This is a genomic window from Kitasatospora sp. NPDC094028 (genome assembly GCF_049543595.1).
GTDB lineage: Bacteria > Actinomycetota > Actinomycetes > Streptomycetales > Streptomycetaceae > Kitasatospora.
Map to the genome: position 1 here is coordinate 112,795 of NZ_JBMVFA010000018.1, position 23,773 is coordinate 136,567.

At 74.4% G+C, this 23,773-nt stretch carries 17 protein-coding genes; 11 read left to right on the plus strand and 6 right to left on the minus strand.

The window, feature by feature from the left end:
- Positions 1 to 28: 28 nt before the first annotated feature.
- Positions 29 to 1,477: an AMP-binding protein gene (locus ACPC54_RS25365; RefSeq protein ID WP_498967932.1), complete on the plus strand. Its 1,449-nt coding sequence runs from the start codon at positions 29 to 31 to the stop codon at positions 1,475 to 1,477.
- A 71-nt stretch (positions 1,478 to 1,548) separates the two neighbouring features.
- Complete coding sequence (locus ACPC54_RS25370; protein WP_498967934.1) at positions 1,549 to 2,817, plus strand: ATP-grasp domain-containing protein; 1,269 nt, start codon at positions 1,549 to 1,551, stop codon at positions 2,815 to 2,817.
- A gap of 91 nt (positions 2,818 to 2,908) precedes the next feature.
- Here the strand turns inward: ACPC54_RS25370 and ACPC54_RS25375 are convergent, their stop codons facing one another.
- The gene (locus ACPC54_RS25375) at positions 2,909 to 4,297 is read right to left on the minus strand and encodes a thioesterase domain-containing protein (protein WP_498967935.1); all 1,389 of its coding nucleotides are present in this window, start codon (positions 4,295 to 4,297) and stop codon (positions 2,909 to 2,911) included.
- Here ACPC54_RS25375 and ACPC54_RS25380 point away from each other — a divergent pair.
- From ACPC54_RS25380 to ACPC54_RS25415, 8 genes are all read left to right on the plus strand, one after another.
- Positions 4,281 to 5,843 carry a condensation domain-containing protein gene (locus ACPC54_RS25380; protein ID WP_498967936.1) on the plus strand — a complete coding sequence of 521 codons (1,563 nt, stop codon included), beginning with the start codon at positions 4,281 to 4,283 and terminating at the stop codon, positions 5,841 to 5,843. The genes ACPC54_RS25375 and ACPC54_RS25380 overlap by 17 nt on opposite strands.
- The gene (locus ACPC54_RS25385; protein WP_498967938.1) at positions 5,840 to 7,159 is read left to right on the plus strand and encodes an MFS transporter; all 1,320 of its coding nucleotides are present in this window, start codon (positions 5,840 to 5,842) and stop codon (positions 7,157 to 7,159) included. Before ACPC54_RS25380 ends, ACPC54_RS25385 begins: the two co-directional genes overlap by 4 nt.
- A gap of 69 nt (positions 7,160 to 7,228) precedes the next feature.
- The gene (locus ACPC54_RS25390; protein ID WP_498967940.1) at positions 7,229 to 9,034 is read left to right on the plus strand and encodes an amino acid adenylation domain-containing protein; all 1,806 of its coding nucleotides are present in this window, start codon (positions 7,229 to 7,231) and stop codon (positions 9,032 to 9,034) included.
- A gap of 117 nt (positions 9,035 to 9,151) precedes the next feature.
- A complete protein-coding gene (locus tag ACPC54_RS25395) occupies positions 9,152 to 9,244 on the plus strand; it encodes an Ms4533A family Cys-rich leader peptide (protein ID WP_341846036.1) in 93 nt (30 codons plus the stop codon).
- 145 nt (positions 9,245 to 9,389) lie between these two features.
- Positions 9,390 to 11,108, plus strand: coding sequence for an ABC transporter substrate-binding protein (locus ACPC54_RS25400; RefSeq protein ID WP_498967942.1), 1,719 nt, complete (start codon positions 9,390 to 9,392; stop codon positions 11,106 to 11,108).
- Between the two features lie 32 nt (positions 11,109 to 11,140).
- The gene (locus ACPC54_RS25405; RefSeq protein WP_498967944.1) at positions 11,141 to 12,148 is read left to right on the plus strand and encodes an ABC transporter permease; all 1,008 of its coding nucleotides are present in this window, start codon (positions 11,141 to 11,143) and stop codon (positions 12,146 to 12,148) included.
- Positions 12,145 to 13,134, plus strand: coding sequence for an ABC transporter permease (locus ACPC54_RS25410; protein WP_498967945.1), 990 nt, complete (start codon positions 12,145 to 12,147; stop codon positions 13,132 to 13,134). Before ACPC54_RS25405 ends, ACPC54_RS25410 begins: the two co-directional genes overlap by 4 nt.
- Entirely contained in the window at positions 13,131 to 14,825 is a 1,695-nt protein-coding gene (locus ACPC54_RS25415) for an ABC transporter ATP-binding protein (protein WP_498967947.1), read from the plus strand. Before ACPC54_RS25410 ends, ACPC54_RS25415 begins: the two co-directional genes overlap by 4 nt.
- Positions 14,826 to 14,848: 23 nt before the next feature.
- Here the strand turns inward: ACPC54_RS25415 and ACPC54_RS25420 are convergent, their stop codons facing one another.
- The 5 genes from ACPC54_RS25420 to ACPC54_RS25440 all read right to left on the minus strand — a co-directional run bounded on the left by ACPC54_RS25420 (position 14,849) and on the right by ACPC54_RS25440 (position 20,110).
- The gene (locus tag ACPC54_RS25420; RefSeq protein ID WP_498967948.1) at positions 14,849 to 15,205 is read right to left on the minus strand and encodes a hypothetical protein; all 357 of its coding nucleotides are present in this window, start codon (positions 15,203 to 15,205) and stop codon (positions 14,849 to 14,851) included.
- Between the two features lie 82 nt (positions 15,206 to 15,287).
- Complete coding sequence (locus tag ACPC54_RS25425; protein ID WP_498967949.1) at positions 15,288 to 16,073, minus strand: class I SAM-dependent methyltransferase; 786 nt, start codon at positions 16,071 to 16,073, stop codon at positions 15,288 to 15,290.
- A gap of 165 nt (positions 16,074 to 16,238) precedes the next feature.
- The gene (locus ACPC54_RS25430) at positions 16,239 to 16,829 is read right to left on the minus strand and encodes a hypothetical protein (RefSeq protein WP_498967950.1); all 591 of its coding nucleotides are present in this window, start codon (positions 16,827 to 16,829) and stop codon (positions 16,239 to 16,241) included.
- A gap of 239 nt (positions 16,830 to 17,068) precedes the next feature.
- Positions 17,069 to 18,802, minus strand: a complete 1,734-nt coding sequence (locus ACPC54_RS25435; RefSeq protein WP_498967952.1) for a methyltransferase — start codon at positions 18,800 to 18,802, stop codon at positions 17,069 to 17,071.
- A 99-nt stretch (positions 18,803 to 18,901) separates the two neighbouring features.
- The gene (locus ACPC54_RS25440) at positions 18,902 to 20,110 is read right to left on the minus strand and encodes a 4-hydroxybenzoate 3-monooxygenase (RefSeq protein ID WP_498967953.1); all 1,209 of its coding nucleotides are present in this window, start codon (positions 20,108 to 20,110) and stop codon (positions 18,902 to 18,904) included.
- Between the two features lie 181 nt (positions 20,111 to 20,291).
- Here ACPC54_RS25440 and ACPC54_RS25445 point away from each other — a divergent pair, with 181 nt between their 5' ends.
- Complete coding sequence (locus ACPC54_RS25445; RefSeq protein WP_498967954.1) at positions 20,292 to 23,609, plus strand: SdrD B-like domain-containing protein; 3,318 nt, start codon at positions 20,292 to 20,294, stop codon at positions 23,607 to 23,609.
- The last annotated feature ends 164 nt before the right edge of the window (positions 23,610 to 23,773 follow it).

Sequence of the window (23,773 nt, forward strand, 5' to 3'; positions counted from 1 at the left end):
GGTGGTCAGCACCCTGTGGAGTAGACAGATGAGCACTATCTGGGACGTCGTGCGGCAGCAGGCCGACCACGACCCCACGGCCGTCGCGGTCCAGCGCGGGGACGGGTTCACGTCCTATCGAGAACTGACCGGCCTCGCCGCCGAGTTGGGCGACGCGATCGCGGCCGCGACCGGCCCCGGCCGGCTGCTCGCCCTGGACGCGGCCGACGGCTTCGCCGGGGCGGTGGCCTTCCTGGCCGCGGCCCGGGCCGGCTGCGCGGTCCTGCCGCTCAACCAGGAGAGCCCGGCCGCCCACCGCGCGGCCGTGCTCCGCGACGCGCGACCGGCGCTGACGATCCGTCACACCGGGACCGGCGGCTTCGCACTCGCCGAACCCGGGTCCGAGCCGGGGGTCGTGCCCAGGGACTCGGGCATGGACGGCACCGCCTACGTGATGTACACCTCGGGATCGACCGGCACCCCCAAGGGCGTCGCCGTCCCGCACACCGCGCTGCTGGACCGGCTGGCCGGGCTGGCCCGGGTGCCGGGGCTGACGGCGGGCGAGTCCGTCGTCTCGATGACCGCCCTGTCGTTCGACATCTCGCTCGCCGAGACCCTGCTGCCCCTGACGGTGGGCGCCCGGCTGATCGTCGCCCCGCCGATGGCCCGGGTGGACCCGGAGGCCTTCATCGCCTTCCTCGCCGACCACCGGCCGGACGTCGTCCAGGCCACGCCCTCGTTCTGGCGGCTCGCCCTGGCCGGGGGCTGGCCGGGCTCCCCGGCCAGCCGGCTCTGGTCCGGCGGCGAGGCCCTCTCCCCCGCGCTGGCGGCGGACCTGCTCCCGGCCGGCCGCGAGCTGTGGAACCTCTACGGCCCGACCGAGGCGACGATCTGGGCGACCGCCGCCCTGGTGAAGGACCCGGAGGCGGTCTCCCTGGGCGACCCGCTGCCCGGGACGTCCGTCCTGCTCGTCGCCGAGGACGGGCCGGACGGCGAGCCCGGCGCCGTCGTCGACGAGCCGGGGACGGAAGGCGAACTCCTGCTGCTGGGCGCGGGACTGGCGGAGGGCTACCTCGACCGGGACGACCTCACCCGGCGGGCCTTCCGGTCGCTCCCGACGCCGCTCGGCGAGCGGCGCGCCTACCGCACCGGCGACCGGGCCCGGTACCGGGCGGACGGCTCCCTGGAGTACCTCGGCCGCACCGACGGCCAGGTCAAGCTCCGAGGTCACCGGATCGAACTCGGCGAGATCGAGGCGGCGCTGGAGCGTCACCCCGCGGTGAGCCAGGCGGCCGTCGTGCTGCGCGACGCCGGACTGCCCTCCGTCCACGTCGCGGCGTTCCTGGTCACGACGGACGGGGTGGACGGGCGGGAGCTGCGCCGGTGGCTGCGCGGCCAGCTGCCGCCCAGCCACCACCCCCGGTCGCTGACGATCAGGGACGCCCTGCCGCGCACGGCGGCGGGCAAGGTCGACCGGGTGCGGCTGGCCACCGAATGAGCACCGGCCGACCGCACGGATCACCGGCGCCGTCCGGCCGCGGCGACAGCGCGAAGGAGAAGGGGAAGACGATGAACGACCCAGTGGGCCCGGTGGCGCAGGGCCCGGGCGGCGAGCGGCTGCTCGTCATCGGGTGGCGCACCCTCACCACCGCGTACCTGGAGGAACTCGGGTGCGAGGTGACGTGGGTGATGCAGCCGGCCGAGGTGGCGGCGGCCCGGCAGAGCGGCTTCACCGGCCGGATCGTCACCGTGGCGGACCACACCAGCGTCGAGCAGCTGCTCGCCGCGCTGACCCGCCACGGGCTCGCGCCGGACGCGTTCACCGCCATCGGCACCGACCACGAGTTCGCCCTGGTGGCCACCGCGGCCGTGGCCGCGACCGGCGGCGTCCGCGGGGTCGACCCGCGCACCGCCGTGCTGCTGCGCGACAAGTACGCGCAGAAGCAGGCGCTGCGGGCCGCCGGTGTGCACACCGCGAACGCCGCGCTCGTCGACAACCTGGCGGAGCTGCTCGAACCGCCGATCCCGTTCCCGGTGGTGGTCAAGCCCCTGCTCGGCGCCTCCACCCAGGACACCTGGGCGCTGCGGGAGCGGGCCGACCTGGAGGCGCTGCTCAAGGAGCGCGGCGAGCGCCGCTGGGGCCCGTGGTGCGTCGAGGAGTTCATGCCGGGCCGGGAGCTGGAGATGGACGGTGTGGTGCGCGGCGGCGAGGTCGTCGCGCTCACCGTGTCCCGCTACCTGGAGAACCTCATCGAGCTCCGCGACGGGGCGCTGGTCGGCGCCCTCCACCTGCACCCGGGCGAGCACCCCCGCGTCTACCGGCAGGCCCACGAGCTGGTGAGCCGCAGCCTCGGCGTGCTGGGGCACCGGGACGGCGTGTTCCACCTGGAGGCCTTCGACCAGGGCGACCGGCTGGCGTTCAGCGAGTGCGGCGGCCGCACCGGCGGCGGCCTGATCCGCGAGGCCCTGGAGGCCAGGAACGGCCTGGCGCTGATGCGGGAGTGGGCCAGGGCGCTGGCCGGCCGCCCGTTCGCCGGACCGGCCGGACCGGACAGCGGGCTCTGCCACGGCTGGGTGCAACTGCCCGCGCCGGTCGGCCGAGTGGAGAGCGCGCCGACCACCGCGGAGCTGCTCGCGCTGGAAGGCGTCCTGCAAGCCACGGTCGACCTCGCGCCCGGCAAGGTGATGGCCGACATCACCACGGGGAGCCACATCCGGGGCGGGCGCGTCCTGGTCGGGGCGCCGACCGAGCAGGACACCGAGCGCTGCCTGCGCGCGGCCGCGGCCTGGTTCACCGACCGGGTCGTGGTCGCACCCCCCGGAGCCGGCCGGAGCTGACCTCGGACCGGTGGCGGGGCGGGCCGCCCGCCCCGCCACCGACCGGGCGGCCGGGCCCGGGCGACCGGCGTCGCCCGGGCCCGTGATCCCCTCAGAAATCCTGCGACAGGTGCTTGGTGATGCTTTCCTGGAAAGGCTCGTGCATCAGGATCGGAAGGGTGCTGCGCACGTCGAAGGTCTCGGCCTCCGCGTGCGGCAGAAGTGCCTTCCAGTGCGGCTCGAAATGCGGCTCACCGGTCCTGGTCTGGAATACCACCGCGCGGCCGTCGAACGGCCGCGGCTCATTCCTGGCCTGGGCGAAGGCGATCGCCGCCCAGACCGCCTGGAACCACAGCAGATCGGCCGGGTCCTCGTGGTCGTCGTAGTAGGCGACGTCCTCGGCCTGGAGTTTCCGCAGCACTTCCGGCGCGGATTCGACGAGGTCGGCCACGCCGAACCGTTCCTTGAGATAGGCGATGCGCAACCGGTAGAGGTCCTCCAGTCCGTCGCCGGGCGAAAGGTCCGAGGGAACCGTCGACGGAATGGTGTTGACGAATGCCGTGAAAGCGACCTGCCGGCCCGTCGCGGTCAGCCGGCGGGCCATTTCCAGGGCGATCATCCCGCCGTTGCACAGGCCGCCGAGCAGGTACGGGCCCTCCGGCTGGATCTCCAGGAGCTCGGCGAGGTAGCCCTCGGCGAGCTCGCCGACCGAGGTCTGCACCCGCTCGCGCCGCACCAGCGCCGGGTGCTGGAAGCCGTAGAGCGGCCGGCCCGCGCGGATCCGGTCGGCCAGCGGCCGGAGGTAGCCGATGTTCCCGGTGCCCCAGTGGACCCAGAAGAACGGCTCCCGCTCGCCCTCCGCGAGCCGGATGGCGGCCGCCGGGCGCCCCGCGCTCCACGGGCTGACCGCGTCGGCCCACAGGGACGCGAAGGAGGGCTCGCTCCTGGCGGCGACCGGCCGGCCGGCGCCACCGCCGAGGAAGTCGACGAGCTCGCCGAAGGTCCGGTTCTCGAACACGTCCGTGACCGTGAGGTGGAGGCCGTGCTCGCGCAGCTCGTTGACCATCTGCAGGGCCAGGAAGGAGTAGCCGCCCAGATCGAAGAAATCGTCCCCGGAATCGAAGTCGACTTCGAGCAGATCCGCCCAGGTCCGCCGCAGGACCTCCTCCACGGCCTCCCGTGATCCGTCCGCCATCCGCACAGAATCGACCGACATCGCCCCTCCTCGTCGAAGAATCCGACCTACTCGCCCAACATAACACCCCGCCCGACCGAGCGGATCAATGAATTTCGGGCGGGCGCCCCCGTCATTTTTTCCGAACTCACAGTTCGTATGCGATTTACCATGCCTTTCCGGCGGCTTGGCCCGGTTTGCGCGGAATTCGCGGGACAGCCGGGCGCGCACACTTGTATGCTCCGGATGGCCGGCCGCGGAATTTGTCACGGCCCGGCCGAACGCGACGGCGCGAGGAAAGGATGTGGCCGTGTCGAGGGAAGACATGGTGACGGTCGACCAGGATGTCCTCACCTTGGTGCTGGAGGTCTTCTCGGACGTCCTGGAGGAGGACGACCTGCCCGGGGACGTGCCCTTCACCGTCCTGGGCGGCTCGTCCCTGGACGCCACGCTGGTGTGCGCCCGGGTCGGCAACAAGCTGGACTTCCCCGTCCCGCTGTCCCTGCTGGCCTCGCACCCCACGGCGGAGGGCTTCGCGACGGCCCTGACCCGGGACCGCGCGCGGGCCGCCGACGAGCGGCCCGCCGAGCCGGCGCCCGCGGCGGGCCCCGGGCAGGCCGCGGTCCGGCTCACCCCGATGCAGACCAGCTTCCTGACCCAGCACCTGATGGACCCGGGCGACCGCGCACCCCACCTGATGTTCACCTGGGCCCTCACCGGCGAACTGGACCTGCCGGCGCTGCGGGCCGCCCTGCAGGACGTCCACCACCGCCACGAGCCGCTGAACAGCCGCTACCTGGCACGCCGTCAGGCGGTCGCGGAGCCCGGCGCCACGGCCGAGGTCGAGGTCCTGGAGCTGCCGGAGGCCGCGACCGAGAGCGCGGCCCTGGACAGCACCCGGGCCGCGCTGAGCGGGGACCTGGACCTGGCCGCCGGCCGGGTCTGGCGGGTCGCGACAGCCCGGGCGGCCGACCCGGGCAGCCACGTCCTGCGCGTACTGGCCCACCACATCGCCTTCGACGGCTGGTCCGAGTCCGTCCTCGCCGCCGACCTCGGGGCCTGCTACGACGCGCGGCTGCGCGGGCACCGGCCCGACCTGCCCCCGGTCGCCGGCCCGGCCGAGCGGGCCCGGCTCCGGGAGCGCCAGGAACAGTTACGGCAGGGCGAGTTGGAGCGCCAGCGGGCCTTCTGGACGCAGACCCTGGCCGGCACCCCCGAGTTGGCGTTCCCCGCCGCGGGCGGGGCCGGGCAGGCCAGGTTCACCACCACGCTCGACGACGGCGAACTCGCCGCCGTCGACGCCCTCGCCGCCCGGCACGGCGTCACCCGCTTCGCGGTGCTGCTCACCGTCTACGACCGGGCGCTCGCCGAGGTCACCGGGCAGCAGGACTACGGCATGGGGTTCCCGGTCGCCCGGCGGTGGGATCCGGCCCTCGCCAACGTGATCGACTGCTGCGTCGACTCCGTCTGCCTGCGCACGGACCCGGCGACCCGCTACGGAACGGTCGGCCTCGCCGAGGCGCTGCGCGGCACGGCCGCCCGGCTGTCCGCCGCCTACGCCGCGACCGACGTCTCCTTCCCCGAGGTGGTGCGCTGGACGAACCCGCCCCGCACCGGCCGCGCTCCGCTCTTCCAGAACATGTTCGCGCTGCAGGACAACGAGGTCGGCGAGCTGCGGATGCACGGCCTCGCGGCCCGCCGCGTCGTCGAGCCGTACCTCGACCTGCCCACCGAACTGCACACCGAAGCGACACCGCTCGGCGGGGGCCGGCTCTCGGTCTCGGTCGGCTGCCGACTGGAGCGGGTGCCCGAGGACACCGCACGCCTGCTCTTCGCCGCCTTCCTCCGCCACGTGCGGGCGCTGCCCGCATGAGCGCGGACGGCGCCGACGGAAGGCCGGGCCTGCCCGCCCGGGTGCTCCGGGCCGTGACGGGTGGCGTGCCCGCCCCCGGACCGGCCCGGCGGCTGGCGGTCGGCCAGCTCGTCGACTCGGTCGGGTTCGGGATCAACCTGCTCACCCTGCCGTTCTTCCTGGCGCGGGTGGTCGAGCTGCCCGCCGCGCAGGTCGGCCTGGTGCTCAGTGTCGGCGGCGCGATCGGGGTCTGGGCCGGTGTCCCGGTCGGCCACGTCGCCGACCGCCTGGGGCTGCGCCGGGTCCTGGTCTGCGCCTACCTGCTGCACTTCGTGGTCGCCGCGGTGACGCCGTTCGCCCGCTCCTTCGGCACCGCGGCCGCGGTGGTGGGCCTGACCAGCTTCTGCTTCGAGGGGTCACGGGCGGTCCGGCATGCCGTGATCGCCCGCACCGCCGGGCCGCAACGCGCCACCTTCCGGGCGCAGTTGAGGTCGATCACCAACATCGGGGTGGCACTGGGCTCGGTCCTCGCCGGTGTCGCGACCCAGATCGGCAGCACGGCGGCCTTCTGCGTCGCGCTCTGGGGCAAGGCGCTCTGCCTGCTGCTCGTGGCCGCGATCCAGTCCACCCTCCCGGCGTACGAGGCCCTGCCCCCGGCGGCCCCCGGCGCGGAGGCCGGCGGGGCGCAGCGCCGCTCGGTCGCCCTGAAGGACGTCCCCTACCTGGCGGTGACCACGCTGAACGCGGTCCTGTTCATGTCGGGACAGGTCCTCACCCTCGGCATCCCGCTCTGGATCGCGTCGCGGCACGCCGCGCCGGGCTGGATGTCCGCGGCCCTGCTGCTCACCAACACGGTGATCGTGGTGGTGTTCCAGGTCCGGATGACCCGCGGCATCGACTCGCCGGGCACGGCCGGCCGGGCCTGGGTGCGGTCGGGGCTGGCGCTGTTCCTCACCTGCGCGGTGCTCGCCGCCACCGACTCGGTGCCGGTCACGGTGTCCGTCCCGCTGTTCTTCCTCGCGCTCCTGATGTTCACGGCCGCCGAGATGTGGCACTCGGCCGGCAGTTTCGAGCTCGCCCTCGGCCTCGCCCCGCGCCACGCCTCGGCCCAGTACCAGGGCGTGTTCAACCTGGGCGAGGGCATCGCCACCGCGCTCGGCCCGGCCGCGATCGCCCTGTGCGTGACGGTGGGCGGGCCGGGCTGGATCGGCCTGGGGCTGGTCTTCGCCGGCTGCGGGCTGCTCGCCCCCCTGGCGACCGACTGGGCCCGCCGGACCCGCTCACCGGACGAGCCGCTGCCGGAACCGGGCGCGAGCCCGGACCAGGTCAGCGCGTAGCGCCCCACGAGCCCTACGAGCCCTACGAGTTCCACCACCGACCCGACTCTCTGGCAGGAGTGCACCCTCATGACGGACGACACCGTCGCATCCGGCTTCTCCGTTCTGGTCAACGATCCGGGCCGGCACTGCCTCTGGCCCGCCGGAACGGACGTTCCGGCGGGCTGGCGGCAGGCGCTTCCCGGGGCCACGAAGGAGGAGTGCCTGGAGTACGTCCGGCGGAACTGGGCGGACATCCGCCCGGCGGGCGCGGACGCCGACGCCGCGGCCGGGACCGCCGACGCCGACGCCACCGCGGCCGCCGCCGACGAGCGGCACGAACCGCTGATCCGCGTCTTCGAACGGACCGCCGCCCGGGCCCCCGAGGCCGTCGCGGTGATCGACGGCAAGGTGGAGCTCACCTACCGCGAGCTGAACGCCCGGGCCAACCGGCTGGCCCGCCGGCTGATCGCCCGGGGGGCGAAGCCGGAGGAGGTCGTGGTGATCCTCCTGCCGCGCGGCCACGAGGCGGTCGTGGCGCTGCTCGCCGTCCTCAAGACCGGCGCGGCGTACGTCCCGGTCGACCCGGTCTACCCCGGCGCCAGGGTCGAGTTCATGGTCCGGGACGCCGGGCCGGTGTGCGTGATCGGCCCGCGCGAGGGGATCGACGGCGCCGCGATCCCGGCCGGCCTCCTGCTGGCCGAGGACGACGGCTCGGTGCCGCTGCGGGCCGGGGACCACGAGGACGTCTCGGCGTCCGAGCGGGGCCGCGAACCGGCGCCCGGCGACGCCGCCTACGTCATCTACACCTCGGGCTCCACCGGCCGCCCCAAGGGCGTGGTGATCGAGCACCGCTCGCTGCGGCACTACCTCGGGTGGGCGGCCGACTCCTACCCGGGGGCCCGGGTGTCGTCCCTCCTGCACTCCTCGCTGAGCTTCGACCTCAGTGTCACCGCGCTGTTCCTGCCGCTCCTGCACGGCGGCTGCGTGCACGTGGCCGCGCTGGCCGACGACCTCACGACCCGGGAGAACCTGGACCGGGTGCCGATCGGTTTCCTCAAGGTCACCCCCAGCCACCTGGCCCTGCTCGCCCTGCTGCCGCCCCGGTTCTCCCCGTCCGGCCAACTCGTCGTGGGCGGCGAGCAGTTGCTCGGCGGCATGCTGGCCGACTGGCGGCTGCGAAACCCCCTGGTCGAGGTCGTGAACGAGTACGGCCCCACGGAGACGACGGTGGGCTGCATGGAGCACGCCGTCCGGCCCGGCGACCGGGTCGACGAGGGGCCGGTGCCGATCGGCCGGCCGGCCCCGGGGGTGCGCGTCCACGTGCTGGACGAGCGGCTCCGCCCGGTGCCCCCCGGCCAGGAGGGCGAACTGTGCATCGCGGGCGAGGGCGTCGCCCGCGGGTACGCGCGGCGGCCCGACATCACCGCGGAGCGGTTCGTCGCCGACCCGTTCGGTGCGCCGGGCAGCTGGATGTACCGGTCCGGGGACCTCGCCCGGCAGCTCCCGGACGGCCGGCTGGAGTACCTCGGCCGGATGGACGACCAGGTCAAGGTGAACGGCTTCCGGATCGAGCTCGGGGAGGTCGAGGCCGTCCTCGGCCGCCACCCGGGCGCGGCCCAGGTCGCGGTGGCGGTCTCGGCGGGGCGCCGCAAGGGCGGCCGGCTGATCGCCTACGTGGTCCCCCGCCCGGACGGCCCGCAGCCCGCCCCGGCCGAGCTGCGGGCGCTGGCGGCCACCGTGCTCCCCGACTACATGGTCCCGGCCGGCTACCTGCTGCTGGACCGGCTCCCGCTCACCCCGAACGGAAAGCTGGACCGGTCGGCCCTGCCCGCCCCGGACTTCCGCCGCTGCCCCGGGATCACCGGCCTGCTCCCGGACGGGGCCGGGGCCTGAGCTCACGCCGCCGGGAGCGCCGCCGGCCCGGTCGGCCGCGCTCCCGGCGGTGGCTCCCACCGATGGACCGTCAACAGACCTTTGACATTCCGCTTGAAGTCATACAGTCTTCTCGCCATGTCCGACCGTCACCCGATCGAGTGCGCCGCCATCGAGCTGGCGCTGATCGGCGTGGCCACGCACTGCGTCTCCGACAACCTCTGTCGCTGAATCCGCCTGCCCCGACGCGTTGCGGCGATCGCCGCCTCGGGGCATCGCCCCTTCCCGCGGGCGCGGTGCCGCTCACTCCTTTCCCAGGCCTCACCGCCGCCCGCCTTCCTCCGTGCACCATCGGTAGCGAAAGGCCCCTTTTCCGATGTCTCGACCCACCTCCACCGCGCGCCGCCTCGCCGCGGCAACCGCCACCGTCGCCCTGGTCGTCGGAGCCGCGGCGTGCGGACCGAAGACAGACGGCGGCGGGAGCACCGGCAAGGACGCCGCACCGCAGCGGGGCGGCACCCTCACCGTCCTCAACCAGAACCCGGAGGACCAGTTCGACCCGGCCCGGCTGTACACCTCCGGCGGCGGCAACGTGCCCTCCCTGGTCTTCCGCACCCTCACCACCCGCAACCGGGTCGACGGCGCGGCCGGCACCAAGGTCGTCCCGGACCTCGCCACCGACACCGGCACCCCGTCCGAGGGCGCGACGGTGTGGACCTTCCACCTCAAGGACGGCCTCACCTACGAGGACGGGTCGCCGATCACCACCGCCGACATCAAGTACGGCATCGAGCGCTCATTCGCTCCGGAACTCTCCGGCGGCGCACCCTACTTGAGGGACTGGCTGGCCGGCGCCGCGAACTACCAGGGCCCCTACAAGGACGGCGGCGGCCTGGACGCCGTCCAGACCCCGGACGAGAAGACCATCGTCTTCCGCCTCGCCAAGCCCGAGGGCGACTTCCCGTACCTGGCCACCCAGACGCAGTTCGCGCCCGTCCCGAAGGCCAAGGACACCGGGACGAAGTACCAGGAGCACCCCGTCTCCTCCGGCCCCTACCGGGTCGTCAAGAACGAGAACGACGGCGCGCACCTCGTCCTCGAACGCAACCCCCACTGGTCCGCGGCGACCGACGACCAGCGCAAGGCCTACCCGGACACCGTCGACGTCCAGTCCGGGCTCGACCCGGCGGTGATCAACCAGCGGCTCTCCGCCGGCACCGGCACCGACGCGGCCGCCGTCACCACCGACACCAACCTCGGCCCCTCCGAACTCGCCCAGGTGAAGGACGACAAGACACTCGCCGCCCGGGTCGGCACCGGCCACTTCGGCTACGTCAACTACCTGGCCTTCAACCCCAAGGTGAAGCCCTTCGACAACCCCAAGGTCCGGCAGGCCGTCGCCTACGCCCTCAACCGCACCTCGGTCGTCAACGCCGCCGGCGGCTCCTCGCTCGCCGAGGCCGCCACCACCTACCTGCCCGCCCAGGAGACCTTCGGCTACACGCCGTACGACCCATTCCCGGCCGGCCCCGCGGGCAACCCGGACAAGGCCAGGGAGGTGCTGAAGGAGGCCGGCTACCCGGACGGCCTGACCATCACGCTCACCCACTCCACCGAGGCCGGGAAGGGCTACGGCCCGAACCTGGCCACCGCCGTCCAGGACGGGCTGAAGGCGGCCGGGATCACCGTCAAGCTCGAAGCCCTGGACTCCACCCGGTACTCCAAGACGATCCACACCGTCGCCACCGAGCCCGGCTTCTTCCTCTCCGGCTGGGGCGCCGACTGGCCGTCCGGCGGCCCGTTCCTCGCGCCGATCTTCGACGGCCGGCAGATCGTCACCGACTGCTACAACTTCAACTCCGCGCAGCTGGACGACGCTTCGGTGAACGACGAGATCGACCGGATCAACAAGATCACCGACCACGCCGAGGCCGCCAAGCGCTGGGGCGCCCTGGACCAACGGATCGGCGAACAGGCCCTGACCGTCCCGCTGTTCCACCCCGTCTACAAGCGGCTGTACGGCAAGGACGTCCGCAACATCGTGATCAGCGACTGGACCGGCGTGCTCGACATCTCCCAGGTCGCGGTCAAGTAGCGGGCGGGACCGGACGGATCGGTCGAACCACCATGGCACCACAGGAAATCGAAGCCGGGGAGGCCCGCACGGCCTCCCCGGCCGCCGGGGGGCGACAGGTGTGGCGGCGGCTGCTCGCGCGGCGCACCGTCCGCGCCGCCGCCCTCGTCATCACCCTGCTCGTCCTGGTCGCGGCGGCGGCACCGCTGCTCGCCGCGATCGAGGGCCAGGACCCCACCGGCTACCACAACGACCTGCTCGACTCGGCGGTCGGCGGCGTGCCCACCGGCTCCTTCGGCGGCGTCAGCACCGAGCACTGGCTGGGCGTCGAACCGGGCACCGGGCGGGACGTGTTCGCCCGGCTCGTCCACGGCGCCCGGATCTCGCTGCTCGTCGCGGTCGGCGCCACCCTCGTCCAGGTCGCCGTCGGCGTCCTGCTCGGCCTCGCCGCGGGCCTCGGCAGCCGGCTGCTCGACCAGCTGATCGGCAACACCACCGAGGTGATGCTCGCGCTCCCCTCGCTCGTCTTCGCCATCTCGCTGATGGCGGTCGTGCCCGCCGACTTCCCCCGCCCGCTCCTGCTGACCCTGGTCATCGGGCTGCTGGGCTGGGCCGGCACCTCCCGGCTGGTCCGGGCCCGGACGCTGAGCCTGCGCGGGCTCGACCACGTCGCCGCGGCCCGGCTCGCCGGCGCCACCCGGTGGCGGATCGCCCGCCGGGAGCTGCTGCCGTCGCTGGCCGCGCCGGTCCTCACCTACGCGGCGGTGCTGCTGCCGACCAACGTGGTCTCCGAGGCCGGGCTGTCCTTCCTCGGCGTGGGCGTCAAGCCGCCGACCTCGTCCTGGGGCCAGATGCTCTCCGGCGCGACCACCTGGTTCCGCGCGGACCCGATGTACGTGCTGCTCCCGTCCGCGCTGCTGTTCGCCACCGTGCTCGCCTTCACCGTGCTCGGCGACGCCGTCCGCACCGAGCTCGACCCCCGCGCGGCCTCCCGGCTCCGGGTCGGCACGGCGTCCGGGCCGGCCGGTCCGGCCGGCACCACCGAGGAGGCCGCCGGATGACCCGCTTCCTGCTCCGCAAGGCCCTCGGCCTGGTCGGCGTCCTGCTCGCGCTCTCCGTCCTGATCTACGCCGTCTTCTACCTCGCCCCCGGCGACCCGGCCCAGCTGGCCTGCGGCGAGAAGTGCAGCCCCGCCCAGGTCCTCCAGGTGCGCGAGCGGCTCGGCCTCGACGCGCCGGTGCACCTGCAGTACGCGCACTTCCTCCAGGGCATCGTCGCCGGCCGCGACTTCAGCGCCGGAACGGGCCCGCTGCACTGCCCGGCGCCCTGCCTGGGCGTCTCCTACCGCAGCGGCGAGCAGGTCACCGACATGATCGCCGCCCGGCTCCCGGTGACGGCCTCGCTCGCGTTCGGCGCGATGGTGATCTGGCTGGTCCTCGGGGTCGGCACCGGGCTGCTCTCGGCGCTGCGCCGGGGCCGGCTCGGCGAGCGGCTGCTGACCGCGCTCACGCTGGCCGGCACCGCCGTCCCGGTGTTCGTCATCGGCCTGGTGCTGCTGATCGTCCTGTGCGCCCAGCTCCAGTGGCTGCCGTTCCCGAGCTACACCCCGCTGACCGAGGACCCGCAGCAGTGGTTCTGGGGCCTGCTGCTGCCCTGGTTCTCGCTCGCGCTCATGGAGTCCGCCAAGTACGCCCGGCTGACCCGCTCGTCCATGCTGGAGACCCTCGCCGACGACCACATCCGGACCTTCCGGGCGTACGGCGTCAGCGAGCGGCGCCTGGTGACCGGGCACGCGCTGCGCGGCGCGCTCACCCCGGTGATCGCGCTCACCGCCCTGGACCTCGGGACGATGTTCGGGTCCGCCGTGCTGACCGAGTCGCTGTTCGGCCTCCCGGGGCTCGGCAAGCTGCTGGTGACCTCGGTGAGCCTGATCGACCTGCCGACGGTCGTCGGCCTGACCCTGGTCACCGGGTTCTGCGTGGTCGTCGCCAACGTCGTCGCGGACGTGCTGTACGCGGTGACCGACCGAAGGGTGGTCCTGACGTGAGCCCCGAACCCCTCGTCCAGGTCGAGGGCCTGGTCGTCGACTTCCCGGTCGACGACGGCCACGTGCGCGCCGTCGACGGTGTGGGCTTCGCCCTGGAGGCCGGGCAGGCGCTCGGCATCGTCGGCGAGTCCGGCTCCGGCAAGAGCACCGTCGCCCACGCCCTGCTCGGCCTCCACCGCGGCACCGGGGCCCGGACCGGCGGCTCGGTGCGGGTCGCCGGCGTCGACGCCGTCACCGCCGAGGGCGAGGAACTCCGGCGCCTGCGCGGCGGGTTGGCCGCCATGGTGTTCCAGGACCCGCTCTCCGCCCTCGACCCGTACTACGCGGTCGGCGACCAGATCGCCGAGGTCGTCCGGGTCCACCGGCCGGTCTCCCGCCGCGCCGCCCGGGCCCGGGCCGTCGACGTGCTCGACCGGGTCGGCATCGCCGACGCGGCACGGCGCTCCCGCTCACGCCCGCACGAGTTCAGCGGCGGCATGCGCCAGCGGGTGCTGATCGCGATGGCCCTGGCCTGCGAGCCGCGGCTGCTGGTCGCCGACGAGCCGACGACCGCGCTGGACGTCACCGTCCAGGCCCAGGTCCTCGACCTGCTGCACGAGTTGCGCACCGAGACCGGGGCCGGGCTCGTCCTGGTCACTCACGACCTGGGCGTGGTCGCCGGCAGCGTCGACCGGGTGCTGGTGATGAAGGACGGCCGCGCGGTGGAACACGGCCCGGTCACCGAGGTGCTGGGTGCTCCCCGCGAGCCGTACACCCGGGCGCTGCTGTCGGCGGTGCCCCGGGTCGACGCTGCGGCGGTCCCGGGCGCTGCGGTGGTCCCGGGCGCCCGGGTGTCCGCGGCCGGGCCCGCCGGGGGCGAGGTGCTGCTCGAAGCCACCGGCCTGCGGCGGGAGTTCGCCGTCCGCGGCGGCCTCGGCCGGCGCGCCGCCCCGGTCACCGCCGTGGACGGCGTCTCGCTCACGGTGCGGGCCGGCGAGACGCTGGGCGTCGTCGGCGAGTCCGGCTCCGGCAAGACGACCCTCGGGCGGATGCTCGTCCGGCTGCTGGAGCCGACCGGCGGCCGCCTCCACTACCGCGGCCGGGACATCGGGGCGCTCGGCGAGCGGGAGCTGCGTCCGCTCCGCCGGGAGCTGCAGATGGTCTTCCAGGATCCGGTGTCCTCGCTCAACCCGCGCCGCAGCATCGGGGAGTCCGTCGCCGACCCGTTGCGCGTCGCGGGCGAGCGCGACGAGCGCCGCATCCGCGCGCGGGTCGGCGAACTCCTCGAACGCGTGGGCCTGGACCCCGGCTGGTACCACCGCTATCCGCACGAGTTCTCCGGCGGCCAGCGCCAGCGGGTCGGCATCGCCCGGGCCCTGGCACCCGAACCGCGGCTGATCGTCTGCGACGAGCCGGTGTCCGCCCTGGACGTCACCACGCAGGCCCACGTGGTCTCGCTGCTGGGCGAGTTGCAGCGCGACCTCGGCCTCGCCCTGGTCTTCATCGCGCACGACCTGGCCGTGGTCCGGCAGGTCAGCGACCAGGTCGCGGTGATGCGGGCCGGCCGGATCGTGGAACAGGGCGACGCCGACACGGTGTACGGCTCCCCCCAACACCCGTACACCAAGGGCCTGCTGGCCGCCGTCCCGGTCCTGGACCCGGCGGAGGCCACCGCCCGCCGGCACGCCCGCCTGGCCTCCGCCGGCGCCTGAGGAGGCGCCGGGCGGGCACCGGCTCAGCGCCCCGACAGGCGGCGCCAGCGCGGCAGTTCGGTGCCGCAGCAGGCGAGCGCGAGGAGGCCGACGAGGACCGCCGCCCAGGCCGGGAACAGCAGGCAGGCGGCGGTGACGGCCCCGGCGAGCTGGGCGAGCACCATCAGCACGGTGACCCAACCGGGCACGGCGATGACCGTGGCCGGCTTGTCACCGGGGGTCTGCAGCAGGGACGGGACGCCGATCAGCAGCACGTCCACGCCGATCGCCAGCGGGATCGAGTGCGGCCAGAGCGCGATCGGCAGCCCGATCCAGCCGACCAGTTCCAGCCCGGCTCTCAGCCCGGTCGCGTACCAGGGCTCGGACTGCTCGTTCCCCATGGCGTCCCCCCGTCGACGAGTGCCGCGGCAGCGTAGCGCGGCGGCCCGGGGCACGCCAGGGGTACGTGCGGCCGGAGGCCGTTCAGTCGGCCGGGGCGCGACGCACGGTGAGCATGTCCTGGGTGTGGCCGATCAGGTAACTCCCGTTCGGCTGGCCGAAGTTCCGCCGCACGTACGCGGCGAGCGCGGCCCGGGACGGGCGGGGGTCGAGGGTGGCCAGGTCGGCGACGTTGACCATGAACTCGGCGACGTCCACCGCCTCGTCCAGGTGCGGCGTGCGGTAGTGCAGGTCGAGGGTCTCCAGGGCCTGGTGGTCGGCCGGGTGCCGCTCGCGGAGCCGGGCGGCGAGCGGGCGCAGGTCGTAGCGGGCGCCGGTGAAGTGGGCGGCCATCCGCATGCAGGGGCTCTCCGGGTTCTGCAGGACGACCAGCACGGTACCGCCGGGGACCGTCCAGCCGCGGGCGCGGTCGACGGTGGTCAGCCACTGCGCTTCGGGGACGTAGTAGAGCATGTGGGAGAGGTGGACGAGGTCGGCCGGCTCCGGCGGCCGGGCCCGGTCCACCGGCTCCGGGAGGACGAGCGCGCCCGGGCAGGCGGTGCGCAGCTTCTCGCGCATGGCCGCGCTGGGCTCGATGGCGACGGTGCGCTCGAAGGAGCGGGCGAGGTGGGCGGTGGTGCGGCCCTCGCCGGCGCCGACGTCCAGCAGGACCCGGCGGTGCGGCAGGGCGGCCACCACCTCGCTCAGCCGGGCGTGGGTGAGCGGCTTCTCGTCCGTGCCGGCGAGGAAGAGTTCGAAGGCGCGGCGGTAGTCGGCGCCGGTGACGTCGAGCACCCGGACCGGATCGTCGTCCGTGGTCGTCGGGTTCATCGGTGGCCTCCGCGGGGTGTGGGCGATGTCGGCCCATTCCAGCGGGGTGCGGCGCCGCCCGGCTGCAGGGACGTTCCTGCCTGCGTGTCGCGCACCGCTCGCCCGGCCGCCGGCCCGGGCGGGCGGTGCGGCGCCCGGTCGGCCCGCGGACGTCACCGCCGGGCGTCACCGCCGGTCGGCGAGCGGGAGGGTGAGGACGTGGACCAGGCCGCCCGCCGGGTTGTCCGCGAGGGCGATCCGCCCGCCGCCGGCCGCCGCCAGGCGCCGCGCCGCGTCCGGCAGGCCGTGGTCCCGGGCGGGCGCGGCGGCGAGCACCCAGGCCTTGGCCTCACCGGCCAGGTCCGGCCCCCGGTCCACGACCCGGACCCGCAGCACCCGCGGGCCTCCGGTCGGGCCGGCCTCCACACCGGCGCGCACCAGCACCCGGGCGCCGGGCGGGGTGCGCAGCCACGCGGAGCGCACCACCGCGGCCAGCGCCCGCTCCAGGGCGCCCCGCTCGACGGGTACCGGCGGCAGCCCCGGCGGTACCCGGACGGTGACGGCGGCCTGCGGCATCGCGGCGAGCGCCGAGCGGACGGCCGACGCCACGTCGGCCCAGCCCGGCGGGGCGGGCCGGCCGCCGCTCCCGGCCCCGGACGCCTCTCCCCGGACGGCGGACGGCCGCCCGAGGACGGCGCCGGAGAGCACCCCCCACCCGCGCCGCCGCGCCGGTACCCGGCACCGGTCGCAGCCGCTTTCGATCGGACATCTCGACATTGCCCGATCGTGCCCGGGCGAAGCTGAGGTTTTGATGAGGCGTCCGGCCCGGACCCGGCCCCGGGCACCGGGGCGGGCGGCCGGATCCTCACCGGAACTTCTGGTAGGCCCGGGCAGGCTGGCGGGCACCGCCGACCTCGGGAGCCCCGACCTGCGGCCGGTCGCGGCCGGCACCACCTGCTGAGCGCGGCGGCCGCCAGGGGCGGGGCGTTCCGGTGCCCCGCCCCCGGCGGCCGGTCTCAGGCCAGCAGCCCGGCTTCCGGGGCAGCCGCGGGCCGGGGCAGCGCGGTGACGTTACTGCGGGCGTGCAGGACGGCGGCGCCCAGCGGGAGCGGGCTCTGGTCGAGGAGCCGCAGCCCGGCGTCGGCGAGCAGCCGGGCGTAGTGGTCGGCGCGGCGCTCGCGGCCGCCGGTGTTGCACATCATGTGCAGGTCCCAGGCGGTGGCCAGCGAGGTGGAGCCGTCCGCGGGCAGGACGCGTTCGATGATCAGCAGGTCGGCGTGGGCCGGCATCGCCCGGGCGCAGTGCCGCAGGATCTCGGCGCAGCGGGCGTCGTCCCAGTCGTGCAGGACACGGGAGAGGACGTAGACGTCGCCGCCCGGCGGGATGTCGGCGAAGTCGCCGCTCACGTAGTCGGCGCGGTCGCCGCAGCCGAGGGCGTCGAGCCGGTGCCGGGCGGCCTCGACGGCGTGCGGGCGTTCCAGCAGCACGCCGCGCAGGCCCGGGTGGGCGGCGAGGAGGCGGCCGAGGAGTTCGCCGTTGCCGCCGGCGATGTCGACGACGGTGCCCGGGCGCGGTGCCCCGGCGGCGGCGCGGACGACCGGGTGGGCGGGGACGGGGTCGAACATCCGGGAGCCGGCGGCCATGGACTGGTCGAAGGTGGCGGCGAGTTCGGGATCGCGGGCGAAGTGGTCGAAGTGGTTCTCCCCGAAGAGGTGGTCGAAGGCGGCCTCGCCGGTGCGGACGGTGTGGTCCAGGGCGGCGAAGGACTGGTAGAACGGGCCGCCGTACATCAGCGCGAGCGCCCGCATCGAGCCGGGGGTGTCGGCGCGCAGCAGGGCGCCGAGCTCGGTGAGGCGGTAGCCGTCCGGGTGTTCGGTGACGGCGCCGAGCATCGTGAGGTAGCGCAGCAGCGTGGTGAGGCTCTGTGGGTGGGCGCCGAGGGCCCGGGCGAGGGTCCCCGGGTCGGTCGCGGTGCGGGTGTCGAGGGCGTCGGGCAGGCCCAGCCGGGCGCTGACCGCGAGGGCCTGGGTGGTCCAGGCGCCGGTGAGCAGTTGCAGGAGCGTTTCGGCCGGCCGGTGTTCGGCGTCGCCGCCGAGGTGGTCGGCGAGGACACCGGGGTAGTTGCCGTGGGCGTGCAGCTCGACCCGCCGGTAGCCGGCCTTCGCGGCGGCGGGGAGGGTGAAGTAGAGCACCGTGCCGTTCTCGTGCGGGTTGTACCCGCCGCCGTCCGGGGTCGCGCCGTGCCGGGCGAGCAGGGTGCGCAGGCCGTGCAGGAGCAGCGCGTTGGGCTGGTCGACCTCCAGGGCGACGTGGGCCTCGTGCCGGTGGGCGCGCTCGTGCGCGGCGAGGCCGGCGAGCTCCGAGCCGGGCGGGACGGTGAGGGTGCACACTTCGACGGTCCGTGGCTCGCCGTCCGGGCCGCTCACCCGCGGGTGGAGGATCCGGACGTCGAGGTCGGCCTCGGCGTGCCCGTGCCGGGCGGCCAGCCGGTGCCGTACGACCACGCTCGGGAAGGACGGCGTGTCGGCGGGCAGGTCGCAGGCCGCGAGGGCGGCGCGCAGGGCGGCCTCGTCGGGCGGGAAGACGAGCAGCGCCGCGTGGGCGAGGCTGCAGTGCCCGGCGAGGGCCTGCCGCTCGGCGTCGTCGAGGTCGGGCAGGAGGAGCGGGAGCAGGGCGGCGGTGTCCTGGGTACGGACGAACTCCGCTGTCGCGCGCAGTTCGGTCATGTCTTCCGGCGATGTCTCGGTCATGGCGGGCGTCCTCGTTCGGGGAAGGGGCAGGGATGGGCCCGGGGAAGGGGTGGGCCCGGTCAGATGCCAGGGAAGGGCCCGGGGAAGGGGTGGGCCCGGTCAGATGCCGACGTAGTTCTCGGCGAACCAGTCCTGGTGGCTGCGCGAGGTGCGCAGCGAGTCGATCCGCGCGCGGCGCAGGGATTCGTGGAAGAACGATTCGCCTTCCTGCCCGACACCGGCGTGCAGCAGCTGGACCATCCAGCGGGAGAACTCCTGGGCGCGCCAGATGTGGACGAGGCAGCGGTCGGAGTAGCGGTCGAGCCCCGTGGGGTCGCCGTGGGCGAGGTCGTCGACGAGCGCCAGGGCGAGGAGTTCGGCCTCCAGGACGGCGACGTTGGCGCCCTTCGCCGCGGCGGGCGGGAGCAGGCTCGCGGCGTCCCCGGCGAGCAGCAGCGAGCCGTGGCGCAGGGTCTCGACGACGTCGGACTCCAGGTCGATGGTGCCGCGCTGGAAGATCCGGCCGCGGCGCAGCGGGCCGTGCTCGGCGGCGCCGAGCCGCAGGTCGAGTTCGTCCCATATCCGTTCCTCGGACCAGGCGTCGGCCGGGGTGCCGCGCTCGTACTGGAGGTAGTAGCGGGTGACCTCCGGGGTGCGGGTCATGTGTCCGGCGAAGCCGTTGCGGTGCAGGGCGTAGCCGATCGCGTCCAGGCTGGGCGGGGCTTCGGCGAGCAGGCTGAGCCAGGTGACGCCGTGGTCGCGGTGGTGGCGGCGGGCGCGGGCCGGCAGGGAGCGCCGGGCGGCGCCGTGCCGGCCGTCGCAGCCGGCCACGTACCGGGCCCGCCAGCGGCGGGGGCGGCCTTCGGCGTCCTGGGCGGCCACGGTGGGCCGGGGGCCGTCGATGTCGTGGACGGCCTCGGCCGCGGTCTCGAAGTGGACCCGGCCGCCGGCGGCCAGGTAGTGCGCGAGCAGGTCGGTGACGAGGTTCTGCTGGGGGTAGGCGGTGTGCGGTTCGCAGGGGCCGAGGGTGCTGTAGTCGAGCCGGAAGCCGTCGGTCCCGGTGCGGAACTCGCAGCTGCCGTGCGGGCGGCCGCCGCGGTGCAGGCCTTCGGCCAGGCCGTGGCGGTCCAGGACGCGGACGGTGTTCGGGACGAGGAAGCCCGCCCGGGCCCTGGTCTCGACGTGGGCGCGGGTGGCGCGTTCGAGGACGACGCAGTCGATCCCGGCGGCGTGCAGGATGTTCGCGAGGGTCAGTCCGGCCACGCCGGCGCCGAGGACCACGACGTCCGCCGATTCCTCGACCACTCCTGTTGTCTGATCGTTCGTCATGTGCATGGAGCTTAATCAGCCCTGGATACACCAGAGGGCCGAAATCATACGTTCCGGTGAATAGCCCGATCATCGCTCCACCCGGGGCGCGGGCCCGGAAGCTGCGCCGGGAGCGTGAATCCCCGCCGGCCGCCCTCGCGCCGTCCGGGACCGGACCGGCCGGTCGGATGAACTGCCCGCTATGCGCATTCCCTTCCGGACCGGGCGGATCGCCTCGGTCCTGGCCCTGGTGGCGGGTTCGCTGCTCAGCAGCAGCGTGCTCGCGCCACCGGCCCAGGCCGCGATCTCCTTCACCAAGAGCGTGGACAAGGCGACCGTCTCCCCCGGGGAGACCGTGACGTACACCCTGCGCTACACCTGCTCGATCACCGAGTGCACCAACGGCCGGATCCTCGACACCCTGCCGTCGAACATGCAGTTCGTCGGCTGGACGCCGGACCCGTCCTCGGTCGACGCGGCCGCCTCCACCGTGCCCGCCGGCGGGGCGATGGGCGGCAGCATGGACATCAAGCTGAAGAACCTCAGCCCCGGCACCACCGCCACCATCACGGTGACGATGAAGTACCCGAACTTCACCACCCCCAACGGGACCACCTCCACCAACAGCGCGACCATGAGCGCCACCGGGGAGACCTCGCAGACCTCCACCGCGAACACCAAGGCGCAGGTCCAGCCGCAGTACACGGTGACCAAGGGGATCCAGACCTCCAGCAGCGACGGACGCACCGTCACCTACCAGTTCAGCGCCTGCGCCACCGACAACGTGCCCAACGTCGACCTGGACACCAGCCGCCTGCTGGACACCCTGCCGCCGGGCGTGGTGGTCGACACCGGCCGCTCGCCGGGCTGGGCGCAGGTCGCCCCCGGGCCCAACACCTGGGGCTACGACATCGGGGCGTTCACCTCCGGCAACGGGCGCGGCGGCTGCCGCAACCCCGGCGTGCTGGTCGTCCACTACCCCGAGGCCGACTTCCCGGACGGCACCACCTCCGACAACAACGTCGACCTGCTCGGCGCGCCGCTGACCGAGGCCGAGCGGAAGCTGGACAGCGCCTCCACCACCACCGGCCAGTTCCGCCCGCCGGCGACCGGCGTGGTGGTGACCGCCAGCAAGGTGTGGCGCGACACCACCATCAACGGCGACCTCAACTCGTTCAGCATCTCCGCCACGAACACCTCGGGGCCGGCGACCAGCCTGACGATCACCGACCCGGGCGCGGGCAGCACGGACGGCGTCTACAACTGGATCTACCCGCAGTCGATCCAGCTGGAGCCGTGGAACCCGAACAGCATCGGGCTGACCCTCCAGTACCGGCTCAACGGCGACCCGACCTGGCAGACCTTCACCCCGACCAGCCCGTTCAACGGCTCCACCGCGCGCCGGATCACCTTCGTCCAGGGCGCCGGTGACCCGTCCCGCGACGAGCTGGGCATCCCGGCCGGGCGCTGGCTGGACGGGCTGAAGTTCACCTGGAACGGCCCGATCCCCACCGGCTGGAGCCCCGGCAACGCCGTCCAGGTGGTCACCCAGGTCGCCACCCCCGGCCACGACGGGCGCACCGCCCCGACCCCGCTGACCAACTGCGTGGACACCACGGCGACGGACGGCACCAACAACGCCTCCGCCAACGCCTGCGCCTCCACCACCATCACCCAGGCCACCAACCTCGGCGCCGCCAAGACCACCGTCGCCGGCGAACTGTCCGCCCCCGGCGGCATGGCCACCTTCCAGGTCATCCCGTACAACCGCAGCGCCCGTGACCTGGACCGCCCGCTCGTCCTCTACGACGTGCTCCCCGCGGGCGTCGTCTACGTCGACGGCTCGGCCCGGCCCGACCCCAACTACCCGGACGCCAAGGCCCCCACCTCCGTCACCGTCACCCCCGGTCCGGACGGCCGCCAGATCCTCCGGATGGCGTGGCCGGCCGGCGCACCGGACATGACGTACCTGCACGACCCGCTGGCCTACCGGATGCTGTTCGACGTCCAGGTCGCCAGCAGCGTCCGCCCCGGCCGGCTGACCAACGACGTCTACGTCACCGTCGACCAGCCCACCGCCCCGGTCGCCTGCATGTTCTCCGGCTCCGACAGCGGCAGCACGCCCGACGTGCTGGACCTCAACGGCAACGGCGACACCACCGAGCTGATGTGCCACGCCTCCTCCAACATCCAGGTGGACGCGCCCGCGGCGCTGCGCTCGTACAAGGAGGTCAAGGGCGACCTCGACGCCGACTACGTCAGCATCGGCACCGCCACCCCCGGCGGCCGGATCTCCTACCGGATGACCGTGCGCAACGACTCGCCCGACCCGGTCACCGGGTTCATCGCCTACGACGAGCTCCCGACCCCCGGCGACAACTACGTGCTCACCCAGGACGCCGCGCGCGGCAGCGCCTGGACGCCCTCGCTGAGCCAGCCGATCACCAGCAGCGACCCGACCGTGGTGATCGAGTACACCACCGACCCCAACCCCTGCGTCGAGACCGCCCTGGTCACCCGGACGGGCTGCAACGCCGCGGCGGCCTGGAGCGCCGCCTTCCCCGGGCCGGGCACGGCGACCTGGTTCCGCGTCCACCGGGCCGGCGCCATGGCCCCGGGTGAGTCGTTCGCGCTGACCTGGCCGATGGTCGCCTCCTACGACGCGCCCGAGGGCGACTACGCCTGGAACAGCTTCGCCTTCACCGCCACCGACAACGAGGGCCGCCAGCTGCTGCCCGCCGAGCCCGCCAAGGTCGGCGTCGCCGTCAAGGTGACGGCCCCGACGAACAACGCGCTGGGCGACTTCGTCTGGCAGGACCTGGACGGCTCCGGCATCCAGCAGCCCGGTGAGCCCGGGATCCCCGGGGTCACCGTGAACCTGCTCGACGGCAACGGCCAACCCGTCCGGGACAAGAACGGCAAGCCCGTCACCACGGTGACCGACGCCACCGGGCACTACCTGTTCGACAACCTGCCGGACGGCAGCTACCAGGTGCAGTTCGACCTGACCACGCTGCCCACCGGCGCCACCGTCACCAAGCGCGGCGCCGGCACCGACCCGGCCAAGGACTCGGACGCCGACCCGGCCACCGGGCTCACCCAGGTCGTCACCCTCAAGGGCGGCCAGCGGGACCTCGACCTCGACATGGGCGTGATCCTGCGCAACAGCTCGCCCTCGCCGTCGCCGTCCCCCTCGCCGACCCACTCGCCCTCGCCGAGCCCGTCCCCGTCGCCGACCCACTCGCCCTCGCCGAGCCCGACGAACTCGCCCAGCCCGACGCCGACCCCGACGTCCCCCTCCCCGACCACCTCGACCTCCGGCACCGGGACCCCGCCGGTGAGCCCGACCCACACCCACAGCCACACCCACAGCCCGAGTTCGTCGGCGAGCGGCGGCACCCTGCCGCACACCGGCAGTTCCTCGCCCAACGCGCTCATCGCGGCCCTCGGGGCCATCGCCGTCCTCGGCGGCGGCGCGCTGCTCCTGGTCGCCTACCGCCGACCGGGCCGGCACAGCTGACCCGGACCTGACCCGATGACCAACTGAACAGCACACCAACCCCGGTGGCGCCGCCTCACAGCGGCGCCACCGGCGTGTGCCCGGCGGCCGAGGGCGGCCCTTCCCGTTGACGGCGCCTCTCGCGGGGAGGTGAAATAGCACATGTCACCGGTCACATGGGAACC